General features: G+C 66.2%; 14 protein-coding genes and 1 pseudogene. 8 read left to right on the top strand and 7 right to left on the bottom strand.

Features of this window, described 5'->3' with window-relative positions; genetic code table 11:
• Window positions 1-51: 51 nt before the first annotated feature.
• Window positions 52-330 carry an HU family DNA-binding protein gene (locus tag ACW17U_RS08905; protein ID WP_062146073.1) on the bottom strand — a complete coding sequence of 93 codons (279 nt, stop codon included), beginning with the start codon at window positions 328-330 and terminating at the stop codon, window positions 52-54.
• A gap of 228 nt (window positions 331-558) precedes the next feature.
• Between ACW17U_RS08905 and ACW17U_RS08900 the strand changes: the two genes are divergently transcribed.
• Window positions 559-2,220 carry an MFS transporter gene (locus tag ACW17U_RS08900; RefSeq protein ID WP_492055588.1) on the top strand — a complete coding sequence of 554 codons (1,662 nt, stop codon included), beginning with the start codon at window positions 559-561 and terminating at the stop codon, window positions 2,218-2,220.
• 10 nt (window positions 2,221-2,230) lie between these two features.
• On the opposite strand, the gene ACW17U_RS08895 is transcribed toward ACW17U_RS08900, so the two are convergent.
• The 3 genes from ACW17U_RS08895 to bioF are packed head-to-tail and all read right to left on the bottom strand — an operon-like array spanning window position 2,231 to window position 5,457.
• Window positions 2,231-3,601 carry a tetratricopeptide repeat protein gene (locus ACW17U_RS08895; protein ID WP_492055587.1) on the bottom strand — a complete coding sequence of 457 codons (1,371 nt, stop codon included), beginning with the start codon at window positions 3,599-3,601 and terminating at the stop codon, window positions 2,231-2,233.
• A gap of 27 nt (window positions 3,602-3,628) precedes the next feature.
• Window positions 3,629-4,303 (bottom strand): dethiobiotin synthase, encoded by a 675-nt coding sequence (gene bioD / locus ACW17U_RS08890; protein ID WP_492055586.1) that lies wholly within the window; start codon window positions 4,301-4,303, stop codon window positions 3,629-3,631.
• Window positions 4,300-5,457 (bottom strand): 8-amino-7-oxononanoate synthase, encoded by a 1,158-nt coding sequence (gene bioF, locus ACW17U_RS08885; RefSeq protein WP_492055585.1) that lies wholly within the window; start codon window positions 5,455-5,457, stop codon window positions 4,300-4,302. The genes bioD and bioF overlap by 4 nt, the downstream gene beginning before the upstream one ends.
• Window positions 5,458-5,531: 74 nt before the next feature.
• On the opposite strand from bioF, the gene ACW17U_RS08880 reads away from it, so the two are divergent.
• Both ACW17U_RS08880 and ACW17U_RS08875 read left to right on the top strand, forming a co-directional pair.
• Window positions 5,532-6,815, top strand: coding sequence for an adenosylmethionine--8-amino-7-oxononanoate transaminase (locus tag ACW17U_RS08880; RefSeq protein WP_492055584.1), 1,284 nt, complete (start codon window positions 5,532-5,534; stop codon window positions 6,813-6,815).
• Window positions 6,812-7,751: pseudogene (locus ACW17U_RS08875) on the top strand (DMT family transporter). The gene ACW17U_RS08880 and the pseudogene ACW17U_RS08875 overlap by 4 nt, the downstream one beginning before the upstream one ends.
• A gap of 36 nt (window positions 7,752-7,787) precedes the next feature.
• Here the strand turns inward: ACW17U_RS08875 and ACW17U_RS08870 are convergent.
• Complete coding sequence (locus ACW17U_RS08870) at window positions 7,788-8,321, bottom strand: superoxide dismutase family protein (protein WP_492055583.1); 534 nt, start codon at window positions 8,319-8,321, stop codon at window positions 7,788-7,790.
• 123 nt (window positions 8,322-8,444) lie between these two features.
• On the opposite strand from ACW17U_RS08870, the gene gyrA reads away from it, so the two are divergent.
• The 5 genes from gyrA to ACW17U_RS08845 all read left to right on the top strand — a co-directional run bounded on the left by gyrA (window position 8,445) and on the right by ACW17U_RS08845 (window position 14,085).
• A complete protein-coding gene (gyrA, locus tag ACW17U_RS08865) occupies window positions 8,445-11,201 on the top strand; it encodes a DNA gyrase subunit A (protein WP_062146088.1) in 2,757 nt (918 codons plus the stop codon).
• 23 nt (window positions 11,202-11,224) lie between these two features.
• Complete coding sequence (gene coaD / locus ACW17U_RS08860; protein WP_062146090.1) at window positions 11,225-11,716, top strand: pantetheine-phosphate adenylyltransferase; 492 nt, start codon at window positions 11,225-11,227, stop codon at window positions 11,714-11,716.
• Window positions 11,717-11,825: 109 nt separating this feature from the next.
• Window positions 11,826-12,656: a peptidylprolyl isomerase gene (locus ACW17U_RS08855; RefSeq protein ID WP_062146092.1), complete on the top strand. Its 831-nt coding sequence runs from the start codon at window positions 11,826-11,828 to the stop codon at window positions 12,654-12,656.
• On the top strand, window positions 12,653-13,516 hold the full coding sequence (locus tag ACW17U_RS08850) for a peptidylprolyl isomerase (protein WP_492055582.1): 864 nt from the start codon (window positions 12,653-12,655) through the stop codon (window positions 13,514-13,516). The genes ACW17U_RS08855 and ACW17U_RS08850 overlap by 4 nt, the downstream gene beginning before the upstream one ends.
• A gap of 101 nt (window positions 13,517-13,617) precedes the next feature.
• Window positions 13,618-14,085 carry a peptidylprolyl isomerase gene (locus ACW17U_RS08845; RefSeq protein WP_062151406.1) on the top strand — a complete coding sequence of 156 codons (468 nt, stop codon included), beginning with the start codon at window positions 13,618-13,620 and terminating at the stop codon, window positions 14,083-14,085.
• A gap of 62 nt (window positions 14,086-14,147) precedes the next feature.
• Here the strand turns inward: ACW17U_RS08845 and ACW17U_RS08840 are convergent, their stop codons facing one another.
• Window positions 14,148-15,128: an endonuclease/exonuclease/phosphatase family protein gene (locus tag ACW17U_RS08840; protein WP_492055581.1), complete on the bottom strand. Its 981-nt coding sequence runs from the start codon at window positions 15,126-15,128 to the stop codon at window positions 14,148-14,150.
• A 39-nt stretch (window positions 15,129-15,167) separates the two neighbouring features.
• The gene (locus ACW17U_RS08835) at window positions 15,168-15,773 is read right to left on the bottom strand and encodes a hypothetical protein (protein WP_492055580.1); all 606 of its coding nucleotides are present in this window, start codon (window positions 15,771-15,773) and stop codon (window positions 15,168-15,170) included.
• Window positions 15,774-15,840 lie beyond the last annotated feature (67 nt).

Below are 15,840 nucleotides of genomic sequence, written 5' to 3'. Positions count from 1 at the left end.
GGACGCGATCGGCCGGCCTGTAGCTAGCCGATCGCGTCCCAATCCCGAGGATTAGCCGTTGACGGCGTCCTTGAGTTGCTTGGCGGGCGTGAAGGCGACCTTCTTGGAGGCCGCGATCTCGATGGCCGCGCCGGTGGCCGGGTTGCGGCCGGTACGGGCCGGCTTGGCCTGGACCTTGAACTTGCCGAAGCCCGGGATCGAAACTTCTTCGCCCTTAACGGCGGCGTCGGTCACGGCCTTGAACACGCCGTCGATGATCGCCTTGGCCTGAGCCTTGGTCAGCTTGTCGTCAGCGGCGACTGCGGCGTCGACCAGATCGGAAACGTTCATTTTGATAGCTCATCCAATGTGGAATCAAGGAGCGTCGAGCCTGACGAAACGGGAAGGATTTGTCACGTCATCCCAGCAAATAGGGGCATTTCTGCGGTCATAGGGGCAAGCTTCACCTCCCCAGCCGCCAAAAACTCTGACAACATGCCGAGATCGGTGGGTCGCGGCGAGGTGACGCTCAACTCTTGCCATGGTAGCGATAACAGAAATCGGGGGGAATACATGGCAGTGGCCGGGAATCAGGGGGCGAAAGACGGTGTTGTCGTCGGTCGCAAGGACGGACTCGTCATCGGCGCAGCCTCGGTGGGCACGGTCTTTGAGTGGTACGACTTCTATCTCTATGGCTCGCTGGCCACCTACATCACCCACCATTTCTTCTCCGGGGTGAACGAGACCACGGGCTACATCTTCGCCCTTCTGGCCTTCGCGGCCGGTTTCGCCGTGCGCCCGTTCGGGGCCCTGGTCTTCGGCCGCCTCGGCGATCTGTGGGGCCGCAAGAACACCTTCTTGATCACCATGCTGCTGATGGGCCTGTCCACCTTCGTGGTGGGACTGCTGCCCAGCTATGAGCAGATCGGAATCATCGCTCCCATCGCTCTGGTGGCCATGCGCCTGATCCAGGGGCTGGCCCTGGGCGGCGAATATGGCGGGGCGGCGACCTATGTCGCCGAGCATGCCCCGGCCAATCGGCGAGGCCTCTATACCAGCTTCATCCAGATCACGGCGACCTTTGGCCTGTTCCTGAGCCTGATCGTCATTCTCGCTACGCGCCACGTCATCGGCGAAGACGCCTTCAAGGAGTTCGGCTGGCGCATTCCGTTCCTGATTTCGGTGCTCCTGCTGGGCGTATCGCTGTGGATCCGCCTGCAGCTTTCCGAAAGTCCATCGTTCCAGAAGATGATCGACGAGGGCAAGGGCTCCAAGAAGCCCCTGGCAGACAGCTTCGGCAAATGGGGCAATCTGAAAATCGTCATTCTGGCCCTGGTCGGACTGACCGCCGGTCAGGCCGTGGTCTGGTACACGGGCCAGTTCTACGCGCTGTTCTTTCTTGAAAAGATGCTCAAGGTCGAGGGCGGCCTGACCAATGGACTGGTGGCCATTTCATTGCTGATCGGCACGCCGTTCTTTGTGCTGTTCGGCTGGCTGTCGGACAAGATCGGCCGCAAATGGATCATCATGGCGGGCTGCATCCTGGCCTGCCTGACCTATTTCCCGCTGTTCAAGACCCTGACCGTCGCCGCCAATCCGCAACTGGCGGCCGCCGTGGCCGCCGCGCCGGTGACGGTGGTGGCCGACCCGGCCGACTGTTCGTTCCAGTTCGACCCCGTCGGCAAGACGGTGTTCAACACCTCTTGCGACCTGGCCAAGTCCTATCTGGCCAAGGCCGGGGTCACCTATGTGAACGCTGCGGCCCCGGCCGGGGCGGTGGCCTCGGTGAGGATCGGCGAGACCGTCCTACCGTCCTTCGCGGGCGACATGCTGGACAAGGCGGCGTTCAAGGACCGCAAGAAGGCCTGGGAAACCGAGCTTGGCGCGGCGCTCAAGACGGCCGGCTATCCCGCCAAGGCCGACAGCGCCCTGGTCAACAAGCCGTTGGTGGTGGGCATCCTGACCCTGCTGGTGATCTATGTGACCATGGTCTACGGGCCGATCGCGGCGATGCTGGTCGAGATGTTCCCGACCAATATCCGCTACACCTCGATGAGCCTGCCCTATCACATCGGCAATGGCTGGTTCGGGGGCTTCCTGCCGACCACGGCCTTCGCCATGGTCGCGGCCACGGGCAATATCTATTACGGCCTGTGGTACCCGATCGTCGTTGCGGGCGTGACGGCCGTGATCGGCATCCTGTTCCTCAAGGAAACCAAGGACGTCGATATCGAGGCCTAGGGTCGCGGAACTAGAGGCCCGCGCGGCGGCGCGCCACGCGCTCGCGGGCCACAGCGGCCTGAGCCGGCAGGTCGAGGCGCTCGTACAGGTCCGCAAGCGCCTGGTTGACGGGCAGGCCGTCGGGATCGAAACCGCGGCGCAGTTCCAGCATCTGCTGGGCTTCGGACAGGCGGTCGGAGCGGATCAGGGCGTCCAGTACGATCTGGTCGAAAAGATCGCGCTGGGCATGGCTGCCACCCACTTCGGCCAGACGGGGCAGGGCGGCGCGCAGGCCTCGCAGGGCGGCCGGATAGTCGCCGCGCGCATGGGCGACCAGGCCTTCGGCGGCGGGCAGGGCGACATCACGCCATGTCGAACGTACGAAGTCGGGAGCCTCGATGGCCGCCCGCCGGATCGCCGCCAGAAGCTGGTTTGCTTCGGGCCGGCCGGCGCGGGCCAGGCCGAACAGATATTGCAGCGACAGGAAAGGCTGCACGACGTCATCGGCGCGGGTGACCAGGTAGTCGGCCAGAGTGTTCCAGCGCGGTCCGACATCGACGCCGGCCAGCTCCAGCCGGGCCAGCAGGGAGACCGCCCCGACCTGGTCCTGTGAATAGTCCCTGGCCTGGGTCCAGCAGTGATCGTCATAGGCCGACAGCGCCGCCTCGAACCGGCCCTGGCTGAGATAGAACAGCGCCAGGTGCCACCAGAGGTGGGTGTCCATGAACGAGTTCAGGTCGGTCCAGGTGTCGCGCACGCCCTCCAGGAAGGCGACGCCTTCGTCGATGCGGCCCTGGGTCAGCATGACATGGGCCAGGGCGTGCTGGGCCCAGGGCTCCTTGCGCTGCAGGGACAGGGCATGTTGGGCGGCGGCCTCGGCCTCGTCCAGCAGGTGGCACTGCTCGTAGGCGAAGGCCAGCATGCCGTGCAGGTGGGGAATGTCGGCGGCGGCGGGCAGGCAGCGACTGGCCGCGCGCAGCATGGCGGGAAAGTCGCCCCGATTGAAGTCGTGGTAGTGCCGCAGCTTCAGCATCAGCAGATCGCGCGGCCAGGCCTCGAGAATGGCGTCGGCGATCGACAGCGCGCCGGGGATGTCGTCGGCGGACCAGGCCGAGACGAAGGCCACGACCTTGCGCTCCCGTTCATTAGCGCCGCCGAGGCTTGCCCGGGCGCCTTCCAGATAGGGTGCCGCGCGGGCCGCAGCGTCCGGTGCCTCCAGGAGGAGCCACAGGACTGCCGCATAGGCATTGAGCAGAGGCTCGCCGGGCGAGCCGTCGGCGGCCACCAGGATGTTGGCGGCGCGGGTCTCGTAGGCCAGGAAGCCGGCGATGAAATCGTCCACAGCAGCCAGGGCGGGGTCACTGGCGACGGAGACAGGGTTGCCGAGATAGTCTGTGCGCATGCTGCCACCCTAGTGGAGCTTGGCGGCCTAGTCTTTCGGCGCTTCAGGGAAGATCAGGTCGGCGAGCTCGGTCGCGCTCCAGTCCGCGTCGCGCGGGGCCAGGATCAGCGGCACGCGGGCCTCGAAGCCCCGCAGCATCTGGCCGGTCTGGTCCAGATCTGGCGCGGCGAGGCTTTCGCTCATGACGAGGGCGGCCAAGCTCAGACCTCGGGCCCTGATTACCTCCAGCGCCGTCAGGACGTGGCTGACCGTGCCCAGATAGGACCCCGCGACCAGCAGGACAGGCAGGTTCAGCGCGACCATCAGGTCGAGATTGGTGGCCGTGTCGGTCAGGGGCGACATCACCCCGCCAGCACCCTCGATCAGCAGCAGATCGCGGTCGGCTCGCTCCAGTCGGTCCCGGCAGTCGCCAACCAGATCATCCAGGCGCAGGACATCGCCCTCCAGCGCTGCGGCCAGGTTGGGGGCCAGTGGGACGCGATAGCGGCGGGGCGAGATGCGGGGCAGGGCGTCCGGCTCGCCCAGCGCCTGGGCGAGGCGGCCGGGATCGCTGACATCCGGATCGTCTGGATCAAAGCCGCTGACCACCGGCTTGAACGCGTCGACGCTCAGGCCCCGCAGGCGGAGGGCGCGGATCAGGGCGCAGGCGACATGGGTCTTGCCGATATCGGTGCCTGTGCCGGCGACGAAAACGGACTTCATGGGGCCAGGTCCCTGCGGATCGCCGCGACTACCTCGGCCAGTCGCATCACCTCAGCGTCCGAATGTGCGGCACTGAAGGCGATCCGCAGCCGGGCTGTTCCGTCCGGGACCGTCGGCGGACGAATGGCGACCACGAGAAAGCCTTCGGCCTCGAGCCGGGCTGAGGCCTCCAGAGCCGCTTCGGCTGAGCCGATCACCACCGGGACAATCGGGCTTTGGGCGGGGGGCAGGTCGAGGGCGGCTGAGAAGGCGCGGGCCTTGGCCAGGGGCAGGGCGGTCAGGGCCGGTTGGCTCTCAATGATGTCGAGCGCTGCGAGGGCAGCTGCGGCCGAGGCCGGAGGCAGGCCTGTGGCATAGACGAGGGTGCGGGCCCGGGTCTTCAGCAGGTCCACAACAACCCGCGAGCCGCACAGATAGCCGCCATAGGATCCGAGGGCCTTGGACAGGGTCCCCATCTGAAGCGGAACCTCCGCATCGGGAAACAGTGCCGCAGAGCCACGGCCTTCAGCCAGGACGCCGACCCCGTGGGCGTCGTCCGCCAGCAGCCAGGCGTCATATTGCGCACAGAGCGCCGAAATCTGACCCAGCGGTGCCAGGTCGCCGTCCATCGAGAACACGCCATCCGTGGCGACCAGCACATGGCCCGCCGTCGTCCGCTCGGACTTGAGCAGACGCTCCAGGTCCGCAAGGTCATTGTGCCGGAAGGCGACCGTGCGGGCACCCGACAGCTTGGCTCCGGCCCAGATACAGGCATGGGCCAGGGCATCGACCAGGATCAGGTCCCCGGGGCCCATCAGGGCGGGAATCACGCCTGTGTTGGCGAGATAGCCGGAGCCGAACACACAGGCGGCCTCGGTGCCCTTCAGCCGGGACAGGCGCTTTTCAAGATCGCCGAGCAGGGGATGGTCGCCTGTAACCAGACGCGAGGCCGAGGCCCCGGCACCATAGTTCAGGGCGGCTTCGGCGGCGGCGGCCCGCACAGCTGGATGCTGCGACAGGTTCAGATAGTCGTTGCAGGAAAACGAGATCAGCCTGCGGCCACCGCGCTCGACGACGGCACCCTCCAGCCGCCGGGTCGGCTGCAGGCGGCGGCGAAGGCTCCTGGTTTCGAGGGCCGCCAGCTTGTCGCCGGCGAAGGCGTCGAGGCTCTGCATGCTGTTTCCCGTTTGCGAAGGCAGGCCGCACGGCATAGGCAAGCCGCCCTCGCGGCGCAATGAGAGGATCGCAGATGTCGGCGACGACTCCGGACTGGATGACGACGGGCGCAGGGCATGTCTGGCGGCCCTATTGCCAGATGCAGACGGCCCGGCCACCCCTGCCGGTGGTTGCCACCCACGGTTCGCGGCTGGTGCTGGCCGATGGGCGGGAACTGGTCGACGGCCTGGCCTCATGGTGGACGGCCTGCCACGGCTACAACCATCCTCACATCGCCGCCGCCCTGCACGACCAGATCGAGCGCATGCCACACGTCATGTTCGGAGGGCTGGCCCACGAGCCGGCCTATCGGCTGGCCCGTCGCCTGGCGGACCTGCTGCCCGGTGATCTGAACCATGCCTTTTTCGCCGAGTCGGGCTCGGTGGCGGTCGAGATCGCCATGAAGATGGCCCTGCAGTTCCACATCAATCGCGGCGAAACGGGGCGAACCCGCTTCCTGTCGTTTCGGGGCGGCTATCATGGCGATACCCTGGCCACGATGACGGTCTGCGACCCGGAAGAGGGGATGCACAGCCTGTTCACGGGCGTCATGCCGGCCCAGGTGATCGCCGACCTGCCGCGTGATGCCGCCGGTGAAGCGGCCCTGGATGCCCTGTTGGCCCAGCAGGGCTCAGAGATTGCCGCCATCCTGGTCGAGCCCCTGGTCCAGGGCGCGGGCGGCATGCTGTTGCATGGTCCCGACACCCTCAGGGCTCTGCGCCGTCTGGCCGATGCGCATGGGGTCTTGCTGATCTTCGACGAGATCTTCACGGGCTTTGGCCGCACGGGCTCTCTGTTCGCCATGCAGGCCGCCGGGATCGAGCCCGACATCGTCACCCTGTCCAAGGCCCTGACCGGCGGCACCTTGCCTCTATCGGCCGCCGTGGCCTCGAGGCGGGTGTTCGAAGCCTTCCTTTCGGAGGATCCGGAAGCGGCCCTGATGCATGGGCCGACCTATATGGCCAATCCGCTGGCCTGCGCTGCCGCGAACGCTTCGCTCGACCTGTTTGAGGACGGTGCCTGGCGCAACGATGTGGCGCGGGTTTCGGCCGCCCTGGCCGCGGGGCTTGAGCCCTGCCGGTCTGCCCCGGGTGTGGTCGATGTCCGGGTGCTGGGCGCGATCGGCGTGGTCGAGTTTGCTTCCCCCGTTCCTGTCGGCGACCTCTGCGCGCGTTTCGTTGACGAGGGCGTCTGGATCCGGCCGATGGGCAAGGTGATCTATCTGACCCCGGCCTTCTCGATCCCGGACCCGGACCTGGCCCTGCTGATCCGGGCCGTGCGTCGAATAGCCGGTGTCGAGACCGCTGCCGTCGATTGACCGGCGCCGTCTGGTCTGGTCCAAGCGGCCATGCCCGCCAATTCCCCCCTGTCCGGTTTGGAACGTCTCGCCATCCTGGCGATCATCCTGACCTGGGGGCTGAACAATGCCGCCGCCAAGGTGGCGACCGAGCACCTGCCGCCGATGATGGTGGGCGGTTTGCGGTTCGGCCTGGCCCTGATCTTTCTGGTGCCCTTCATCCGCCCGCCCTTTCCTGAGCCCAAGAAACTCATCTGGATCATCCTGCTTTCGGGTCCGATCCATTTCGGCCTGATCTATGTGGCCTTCGGCATGGGCCACTCCCTGAGCCCGCTGGTCGTGGCCAGCCAGTTGTGGATTCCGTTCACGGCCGTCGCGGCGTGGCGAATGCTGGGCGAGACCATGCGCCTTCCGGCTGTCATCGGCCTGGTGATCGCCTTTGTTGGCGTGGCCTGGATGAGTCTGGATCCCCATGGCGCCGGAGATCTGCCCGCCGTGGCCCTGGTGGTGCTGGCCTGCGCCTGCTGGGCCGTAGCCACGGTGCTGGTGCGCATGAACCCCGGGGTGAAGCCGCTGAAGGTGCAGGGCCTGACGGCCATCGTCGCGGCCCCGACCCTGATCGCCATGTCCTTCGCCTTCGAGTCGCGCGTCGTCGAACGCGTGATGAGCGCTCCGCCCCTGGCCTGGGCCTGCGTGGCCTTTGCCGGCATCGTCTCGACCATAGGGGCGAGCGCCCTGTTGTTCTGGCTGGTCCAGCGCCGGGAGGCGGGGCGGGTGACGCCCTATTTCCTGCTGACCCCCCTGGTGTCCTGTACGATCGGCATTCTGTTCATGGGCGACCGCCTCACCCCGCAGCTTCTGATCGGCGGGGCGGCCACCATGGCCGGCGTGGCCCTGGTGGCCCTGACCGAGAAGCGGGCGGCGCGCGCCGAGGCCATGACCGCCGAGACGGTCTAGAGACCCCGGGGCGGCCTTGCCGGCCTGGTCCTCTGCCTATTTCACCACGCCGCAGGCGGAACGCGCGCCGGCTCCACCGATGGGCTGGCTTTTATGGTCGTCCGGTGCGGCATGGACGACGATGGCCGAGCCATCCGCGTCGAGCAGGGCCGGCCGGCCACCTGAACCACTGATCGAGACGAACGGCGTGAAGATCTCGGCCATGGCGAGGCCGTCCAGGCCGGCATAGACGTTCGGCAGGTCTCCACTGTCATTGCTGGCGGGGTTGAGCAGACCGTGCACCACGCTGGCGGTCGTGTGAACGTGGGCGCCAGCCGATTTGAAGTCCGACGTGCTGCAGTCACCCTTCTCGTGGAAATGCACGCCGTGCCAGCCCGGCGTGAGGCCTCTGAGCTCCAGCCGGACCAGTACGCCGTGCGGTCCCTCACTCAGGCTGGCCGTTCCAAGGTCCTGACCGCTGCCGGATTTGACGACGGCGGTAGCGGTCTGGGCCTCGGCCGCTTGAGCGGACGCGGCACCGAGGCCGGCAAGCATCAGGCCGGAGAGGGTCGCGGCAAGGAGGGAGCGCATGGGAAATCCTTCAAAAACAAGCGGGCGGGGGACTGCGCCGCCCCGGAAAGGTGGCGCCATCCTTGGCGGAATGCTAACGGTTCACAACAGTTCCGTGTCCGATTCTGACGGCGAAAAATCCCCTTGAGCGACGATCAAATCACTACCCCTCCCGAAGGGCCGCGAGGGGATATCGCCCCGATCTTCATCGAGGACGAACTGCGCCGGTCGTATCTCGACTATGCGATGAGCGTGATTGTCAGTCGCGCCCTGCCGGACGCGCGCGACGGCCTCAAGCCTGTCCACCGCCGCGTGCTGTTTTCCATGCACGAACAAGGCCATACGCCGGACCGCTCCTATGTGAAGTCGGCCCGCGTGGTCGGTGACGTGATGGGCAAGTATCACCCGCACGGCGATGCCTCGATCTATTTCACCCTCGTCCGGATGACCCAGCCCTTCTCGATGGGCCTCATCCTGATCGACGGTCAGGGCAATTTCGGTTCGGTCGACGGCGATATGCCGGCCGCCATGCGCTACACCGAATGCCGCATGGCCCCGCCGGCCCTGGCCCTGCTGGCCGATCTCGACAAGGACACGGTCGACTTCCAGGACAACTATGACGGCAAGGAACAGGAACCGACGGTTCTGCCGTCGCGGATTCCGAACCTGCTGGTCAATGGCGCGGGCGGCATCGCCGTCGGCATGGCCACCAATATTCCGCCGCACAATCTGGGCGAGATCATAGACGCCTGCCTGGCGATGGTCGACGATCCCGAGGTCAGTGCTGAGACCCTGCTGGACATCGTGCCGGGCCCGGACTTCCCGACCGGGGGCGAAATCATCGGCCGGGCGGGCCCGCGCCAAGCCCTGCTGACCGGACGCGGCTCGGTGATCATGCGCGGCCTGGCCACGGTGGAAGAGATCCGCCAGGGCCGTGAGGCCATCGTCATCACCGCCATTCCCTATCAGGTGAACAAGGCCAATCTGGTCGAGCACATCGCCGAACTGGTCCGCGACAAGAAGATCGAGGGTGTCAGCGACATCCGCGACGAATCCAACCGCGACGGCATGCGGATCCTGGTCGAGCTGAAGCGCGACGCCTCGGGCGAAGTGATCCTCAACCAGCTCTATCGTTTCACGGCCCTGCAGAGCTCGTTCGGCGTCAATATGCTGGCCCTGAACCGCAAGCGCCCGGAACAGATGGGCCTGCGTCAGCTGATCGAGGTGTTCGTCAATTTCCGTGAAGAGGTCGTGGTCCGGCGGACCAAGTTCGAGCTCTCCAAGGCCCGCGATCGCGGCCACGTGCTGGTCGGTCTGACCATTGCCGTCGCCAATATCGACGAGTTCATCCACATCATCCGCTCGTCCAAGGATCCGGCCGAAGCGCGCGAGCGTCTGGTGGCCAAGGCCTGGCCGGCCGGCGACATGCTGCCCCTGGTCGAGCTGATTGCCGATCCGCGCAGCCTGCATGAAGAGGGCGGCCTTATCCGCCTCACCGACGAGCAGGCCCGCGCCATCCTGGCCCTGACCCTGTCACGCCTGACCGGTCTTGGCCGCGAAGAGATCGGCAATGAGGCCGCTGCCCTGGCTGAAGCCATCCGCGGCTACCTCGAGCTTTTGTCGGACCGCGCCAACATCATGGCCGTGGTGCGCGAGGAACTGGTCGAGGTGCGCGAGAAGTTCGCCGTGCCGCGTCGCTGCCAGATCGTCGACGGCGACGCCGACGTGGAAGACGAGGATCTGATTGTCCGCGAGGACATGGTCATCACCGTGACCATGGGCGGCTATGTAAAGCGCACGCCACTTGCCAACTACCGCACCCAGCATCGGGGCGGCAAAGGCAAGTCGGGCATGGCGACCAAGACGGAGGACGCGGTCACCCGCGTGTTCTCGGCCTCGACCCACGCCCCGCTGCTGTTCTTCACCTCGGGCGGCAAGGTCTACAAGCTCAAGGTCTGGAGGCTGCCCCTGGGGGCCGCCAATTCGCGCGGCAAGGCTTTCGTCAATCTGCTGCCGATCGAGCCAGGCGAGACCATCACCTCGATCCTGACCCTGCCAGAAGACGAGAGCACCTGGGATCGTCTTGACGTGATGTTCGCTACCCGCTCGGGCAGCGTCCGTCGCAACAAGCTTTCGGACTTCGTCGATGTCCGCCGCAACGGCAAGATCGCCATGAAGCTGGACGAGGGTGATGGCATTGTCGGCGTCGGGGTCTGCGGCACCGAAAATGACATCCTGCTGACCACTGCGGTGGGCCGCTGTATCCGCTTCTCGGCCGACGAGGTGCGGGTCTTCGCCAGCCGCGATTCGACCGGCGTGCGCGGCGTGAAGCTGGCCGAGGGCGACAGCGTCATCAACATGGCCATCCTGCGCGGCGTCGACGCCACGCCGGCTGAGCGTGCCGCCTATCTGAAACATGCCCGCGCCATGCTGCGTGCAGCGGGTGAAGAAGGCGATGACGCCCCGGCCCCGGAAGAGGCCGATGAGGATGTCGGCGAGGCCAGCCTGACGCCGGAACGGATTGCGGAACTCGGTGCCGCCGAGGAGTTCATCCTGACGGTCTCGTCAGAGGGCTTCGGCAAGCGGACCAGCGCCTATGATTATCGCCGTACGGGCCGGGGTGGTCAGGGTCTGACGGCTCAGGACCTCTCCAAGCGCGGGGGCCGTCTGGCAGCCTCCTTCCCGGTCGAAGACAGCGACGAAATCCTGCTGGTGACAGACGCTGGACAGTTGATACGGTGCCCCGTCGCGCAAATTCGTGTTGCAGCGCGGAATACTCAGGGCGTAACCGTCTTCCGCACCGCGAAGGACGAGCATGTCGTGAGTGTGGAGCGGCTGGCTGACGCCGGCGGCAGCGACGACGATCAGGGCGAAGCCAGCGGGGCGGACGAGACCCCGTAAGACGCCGAAACGCAGGGGGTTGCATGAGGGTCGGGCTCTATCCCGGAACGTTTGATCCGGTCACCAACGGCCATCTCGACATCATTGGTCGGGCGGTAAAGCTGGTCGACAAGCTGGTCATCGGCGTGGCGGTGAACATCGGCAAGGGGCCGCTGTTCACCCTTGAGGAACGTGTGGAGATCCTCGAGCGCGAGACGGCTCACCTGTCCAAGGTGGCCGTGATCGAGGTCAAGCCGTTCAACAGCCTGCTGATGCACTTCGCGCGCGAGACCGGGGCCCAGATGATCGTCCGCGGCCTGCGGGCCGTGGCTGACTTCGAGTACGAGTTCCAGATGACGGCCATGAACCAGCAGCTCGATCGCGAGATCGAGACCGTGTTCCTGATGGCCGATCCCCGGCACCAGGCCATTGCCTCGCGGCTGGTCAAGGAAATCGCCGCCCTGGGCGGTGACATCTCCAAGTTCGTGCCCGCCGGGGTGGGCGAGCAGCTGGTTGCGAAGCTGCACAAGGCCTGAGGCGCGGGTCTGCCGTGAAGCTGTCGAAATCTTAGGCTTCAACACGACGAGCTTGTCGGGGTGGCGGCGGCGTTCTACGCCCCACCGGCCTTTCTATTCGGGGAATTCTATGAAGCCTGTCTCTTCCGTCGCCGTCCTGGCGCTTCTGGCTGCGAGCGCCCTTGCGCCCGCGGCCCTGGCCCAGACCTCGGACTGGCGTACGCCCGATCCCCAGAACGTGCTGGTCGTGGAGACCAACAAGGGCCGGATCATCGCCGAGCTCAATCCTCTGGCTGCGCCCAACCACGTGGCCCGGATCCGTGAACTGACCCAGGCCGGCTTCTATGACGGCCTGACCTTCTTCCGGGTGATCGACAGTTTCATGGCCCAGACGGGCGACCCCAACAACACCGGCACCGGCGGGTCGGACAAGCCGGACATGACGGCCGAATTCACTTTCCGTCGCGGCCTCGATGCGCCCCTGGCCGCGCTCGGCAAGGCGGGCAGCAACGAGACCGGCTTTGTCGGTGCCTTGCCGGTGACCAGTCAGCCGGCGGCCCTGGCGGTGATGACCGCCGACCGCAAGGTGGCGACCTGGGGCAACTTCTGTCCCGGCGTGCTGGGCATGGCCCGGGCCAGCAATCCGGACAGCGCCAACAGCCAGTTCTTCTTCATGCGCCAGTACTATCCGACGCTCGACAAGACCTACACGGCCTTTGGTCGCGCCCTGTCGGGCCTGGATGTGATCCGCTCGATCAAGACGGGCGAGCCGGCACCCGATCCGCAGGACCGAATGATCAGCGTCCGGCTTCTGGCCGATCTGCCGGCCGACAAGCGCCCTTCGGTTCAGGTCATGGATACCCGCAGCCCCGCTTTTGCGGCCCTGGTGGCCAAGCGCCGGGCGGAGGTGGGCCCCAGCTTCAACAATTGCGATGTCGACATCCCGGTGCAGGTCAAATGAAGCCATCCGCCGCCATTGCCCTCGGACTGACCCTGGCCGTCCTGGCCCAGCCGGCCCTGTCTGCCCCCCGGACCAAGCCGACCGGTGCGGTCACGCCGCCGACCGAGGCGGACTGGCGCACGCCTGACCCTGACACGGTGATGGTCATCGACACCAACAAGGGCCGGGTGATCGTCGAGTTGATCCCCGAAGTGGCGCCGGGCCATGTCGCGCGCCTGAGGGATCTGACCCGGGCCGGTATCTATGACGGCCGCACCTTCTTTCGGGTGATCGACCGCTTCATGGCCCAGACCGGAGATCCGAAGGATACGGGCGAGGGCAATAGCGACCGGCCCAACCTGAAGGCCGAGTTCACCTTCCGCCGAGCCCAGACCACGGGCTTTGTCCCGGCTGCAGAGCCGTCGGGTCTGCAAGTGGGTGTGCTGGGTTCGTTGCCGGTCTTCAGCCAGCACTGGAGCTGGCACGAGGTCACCAGCGACGGCAAGGTTTCGGCCTGGGGAACCTACTGCCCCGGTGTGGTCGGCATGGCCCGCGACGACGACAACAACTCGGCCAACAGCCAGTTCTTCCTGATGCGCCAGCCCTATCCCTCGCTCGACAAGCGCTACACCGCCTTTGGCCGGGTGATCAGCGGGCTTGAGGCGATCCGCGCGATCAAGACTGGCGAGCCCGTGGCCGCACCGCAGGACCGCATGGACAAGGTTCGCATGCTGTCAGACATCCCCTCGGCCGAACGCCCAACCGTGCGGGTGATCGATCCGAAGGGTCCGTGGTTTGCCGGTGAAATCCGCCGTCAGCGCGAGGCAAGGGGTGCCGACTTTTCCATCTGCGACCTGTCGATCCCTGCGGATATCCGCTAGCGCGTCACTGTTTCCGGAGCGCGGCAGGTTCACAGCGGGGGGAAAAGCGCGCTAGAAGCGCGATCATCATTCAAAAGCCCCCGCCACATCAAGGGATGACCATGTCGGCCGACCTAGAAAACACCCTGATCCTGACGCTGGAAAGCGGCCCGGTCACCATCCAGATGCGTCCTGACCTGGCCCCCGGCCATGTCGACCGGATCAAGGAACTGGTCCGCGAGGGCTTCTATGACGGCGTGGTCTTCCACCGCGTGATCCCGGGTTTCATGGCCCAGGGCGGCGATCCGTCGGGTACCGGCCGTGGCGGCAGCGACAAGCCGGACATCAAGGCCGAGTTCTCCAAGGAGCCGCACGTGCGCGGCATCTGCTCCATGGCCCGTACCCCTGATCCCAACTCGGCCAACAGCCAGTTCTTCATCGTCTTCGACGACGCCACCTTCCTGGACAACCAGTACACGGTCTGGGGCCAGGTCACGGACGGCATGGACCATGTCGATGCCCTGCCCAAGGGCGAGCCGCCGCGCCAGCCGGGCAAGATCGTCAGCGCCAAGATCGCTGCCGACGCCTGATAGTCGCTGCTGCATAGCAAGACGGCCCCGGAGCGATCCGGGGCCGTTTTCTGTTTGGGCCTTCAGTCCCGCCTGAGGCGGACGACAATCGGACGGTGATCCGAGCCCAGGGCCGGGCCGCGGGAGACGCTGACCGTCTTCCAGGCCTTGCCGGCATAGACATGATCTATCGGCAGGAAGGGCGCGGGGGCATTGGCCAGTCGCGAGAAGCGGCCCGATGGCCAGGAGGGCAGGGCGCGTGTCCGGCGTTCAAGGCCAAGAGCCTTGTCCTGGCGCTTCAGGGTGAATGACCAGGGCGTTGAGTTGAAGTCGCCGGTCAGGATGGTGGTGGACCGGTCAAAGCGGTCCATGGCTGCAAGCAGTCGCTTGCCCTGCTGCTGCTGAGGTCCGGCGGGAATGGGCCAGACATAGTGGATCCCGGCCACGGTGAAAGCCCCCTTCGGGTCGGCCAGGGTCGCCCAGGCCCCGGCCAGTTCATGGCCCTCCGGATAGAAACCGTTCCGGGCCAGCATGCGCTTGCGGCTGAAGATCATGGTGCCGCAGGCCTTCCGGCCGTCGCAGGTGACTGAGAAAGGGTAGTAGGCTTTCAGGCCCCTGACCGTTGGACCGGCCATGCCACCGCCCTCGACGATAACTACGACGTCGGCATCCTGGTCCAGCAGCCAGCGAAGGGCCAGCTCAGGCGTTTCGTTCTCGTGCCAGACATTGAACTGGATGACTTTCAGGTCACCGGGGCGAGCGGCGAGCCGCTTGCTGCCGGCGGCGGCCAGAAGCTCGGGCCCCATCAGGATGGCGCAGGCCAGGAGGCCGAGACTTCCCAGTCCGACAATGGCCTTGCGCTCGTCACCGCGGGCGAAGATCCAGCCCGTCACGACTGCTCCGGTGGCCATGGCCAGCCAGAGCGGGGACAGGTGGCTGAAGGCGTCCAGCCGGTCGCTGAATACACCGCCCAGGCAGACCAGGGCGAACCCCGTGCCGACCACCCCCAGCATCAGGGCGGTGCCGCGAAAGAACAGGCTCAGGAGGCGAAGCAGCAGGTCCATGACCTGCCCTTATCATGGACCGGGGCCAGGGCGATGGTTTCAGTCGCCTGCGAAATAGACGAAGCCGATATTGCGCAGACGGTTGGCACCGATCTGCAGGTCGCCGGTCAGGACAGGCTTGCCCGCTGCACCGGGTCCGGCCGCCCTGGCGGCTTGCAGCCCCGCAAGGTCCAGACCGCCTGAGAAACTGACCTCGCCAATCCTAGTGTCCTTGCCGCGAAAGGTGACCTGGCCCGCCCCGACCCGGTAGCTGTCAGCCAGCAGCCGGAAGCTGACGGTATGATAGGTCTGGCCCAGTTCATTTTCGGCGGTCGGGCTGGTGACGTCTTCGAATTCCAGAAAGACCGGACCGAAGTTGCTCGGGCGCTTGCCCTCTTCCCAGGCGGCGAAATCGCTGGGCGCGCCGAGATTGACGGATTTCAGCGCCCAGTTGCCGACCTGGATTGGGGTCTGGCTGAAGTAATAGCCAAAGACGTCGAGACGCGGATCATGCTGGAACGGGGGCGAAGCGGGGCGTGGTGAGGAGTCTGTCGCTGTAGTCGGGGACGGCGTGGCCGCGGTGGCGTCAGCCGGTTGCGATGGGGCCTGACCGCAGGCCAGCAGCAGGAACGGCAGCAGGGCGACAGAAAACCGCAGGTGTCTCAAGGCGATCCTCCTCCGAAGACTCTTGTTGCTGGACAGAGTGGCGGCACCGGATCGCGCTTGTCCACGG

It is taken from the genome of Caulobacter sp. AVps16, assembly GCF_058681455.1.
This window is presented reverse-complemented; position numbering and strand designations above follow the sequence as displayed.

What these genes read in the sequence shown, in the direction of transcription:
- ACW17U_RS08840 (WP_492055581.1), bottom strand. Translation starts at nt 15,128, where the DNA reads ATGGACCTGCTGCTTCGCCTCCTGAGCCTGTTCTTTCGCGGCACCGCC.
- coaD (WP_062146090.1), top strand. Translation starts at nt 11,225, where the DNA reads ATGAGGGTCGGGCTCTATCCCGGAACGTTTGATCCGGTCACCAACGGC.
- ACW17U_RS08880 (WP_492055584.1), top strand. Translation starts at nt 5,532, where the DNA reads ATGTCGGCGACGACTCCGGACTGGATGACGACGGGCGCAGGGCATGTC.
- ACW17U_RS08905 (WP_062146073.1), bottom strand. Translation starts at nt 330, where the DNA reads ATGAACGTTTCCGATCTGGTCGACGCCGCAGTCGCCGCTGACGACAAG.
- ACW17U_RS08855 (WP_062146092.1), top strand. Translation starts at nt 11,826, where the DNA reads ATGAAGCCTGTCTCTTCCGTCGCCGTCCTGGCGCTTCTGGCTGCGAGC.
- ACW17U_RS08870 (WP_492055583.1), bottom strand. Translation starts at nt 8,321, where the DNA reads ATGCGCTCCCTCCTTGCCGCGACCCTCTCCGGCCTGATGCTTGCCGGC.
- ACW17U_RS08895 (WP_492055587.1), bottom strand. Translation starts at nt 3,601, where the DNA reads ATGCGCACAGACTATCTCGGCAACCCTGTCTCCGTCGCCAGTGACCCC.
- bioF (WP_492055585.1), bottom strand. Translation starts at nt 5,457, where the DNA reads ATGCAGAGCCTCGACGCCTTCGCCGGCGACAAGCTGGCGGCCCTCGAA.
- ACW17U_RS08845 (WP_062151406.1), top strand. Translation starts at nt 13,618, where the DNA reads ATGTCGGCCGACCTAGAAAACACCCTGATCCTGACGCTGGAAAGCGGC.
- bioD (WP_492055586.1), bottom strand. Translation starts at nt 4,303, where the DNA reads ATGAAGTCCGTTTTCGTCGCCGGCACAGGCACCGATATCGGCAAGACC.
- ACW17U_RS08850 (WP_492055582.1), top strand. Translation starts at nt 12,653, where the DNA reads ATGAAGCCATCCGCCGCCATTGCCCTCGGACTGACCCTGGCCGTCCTG.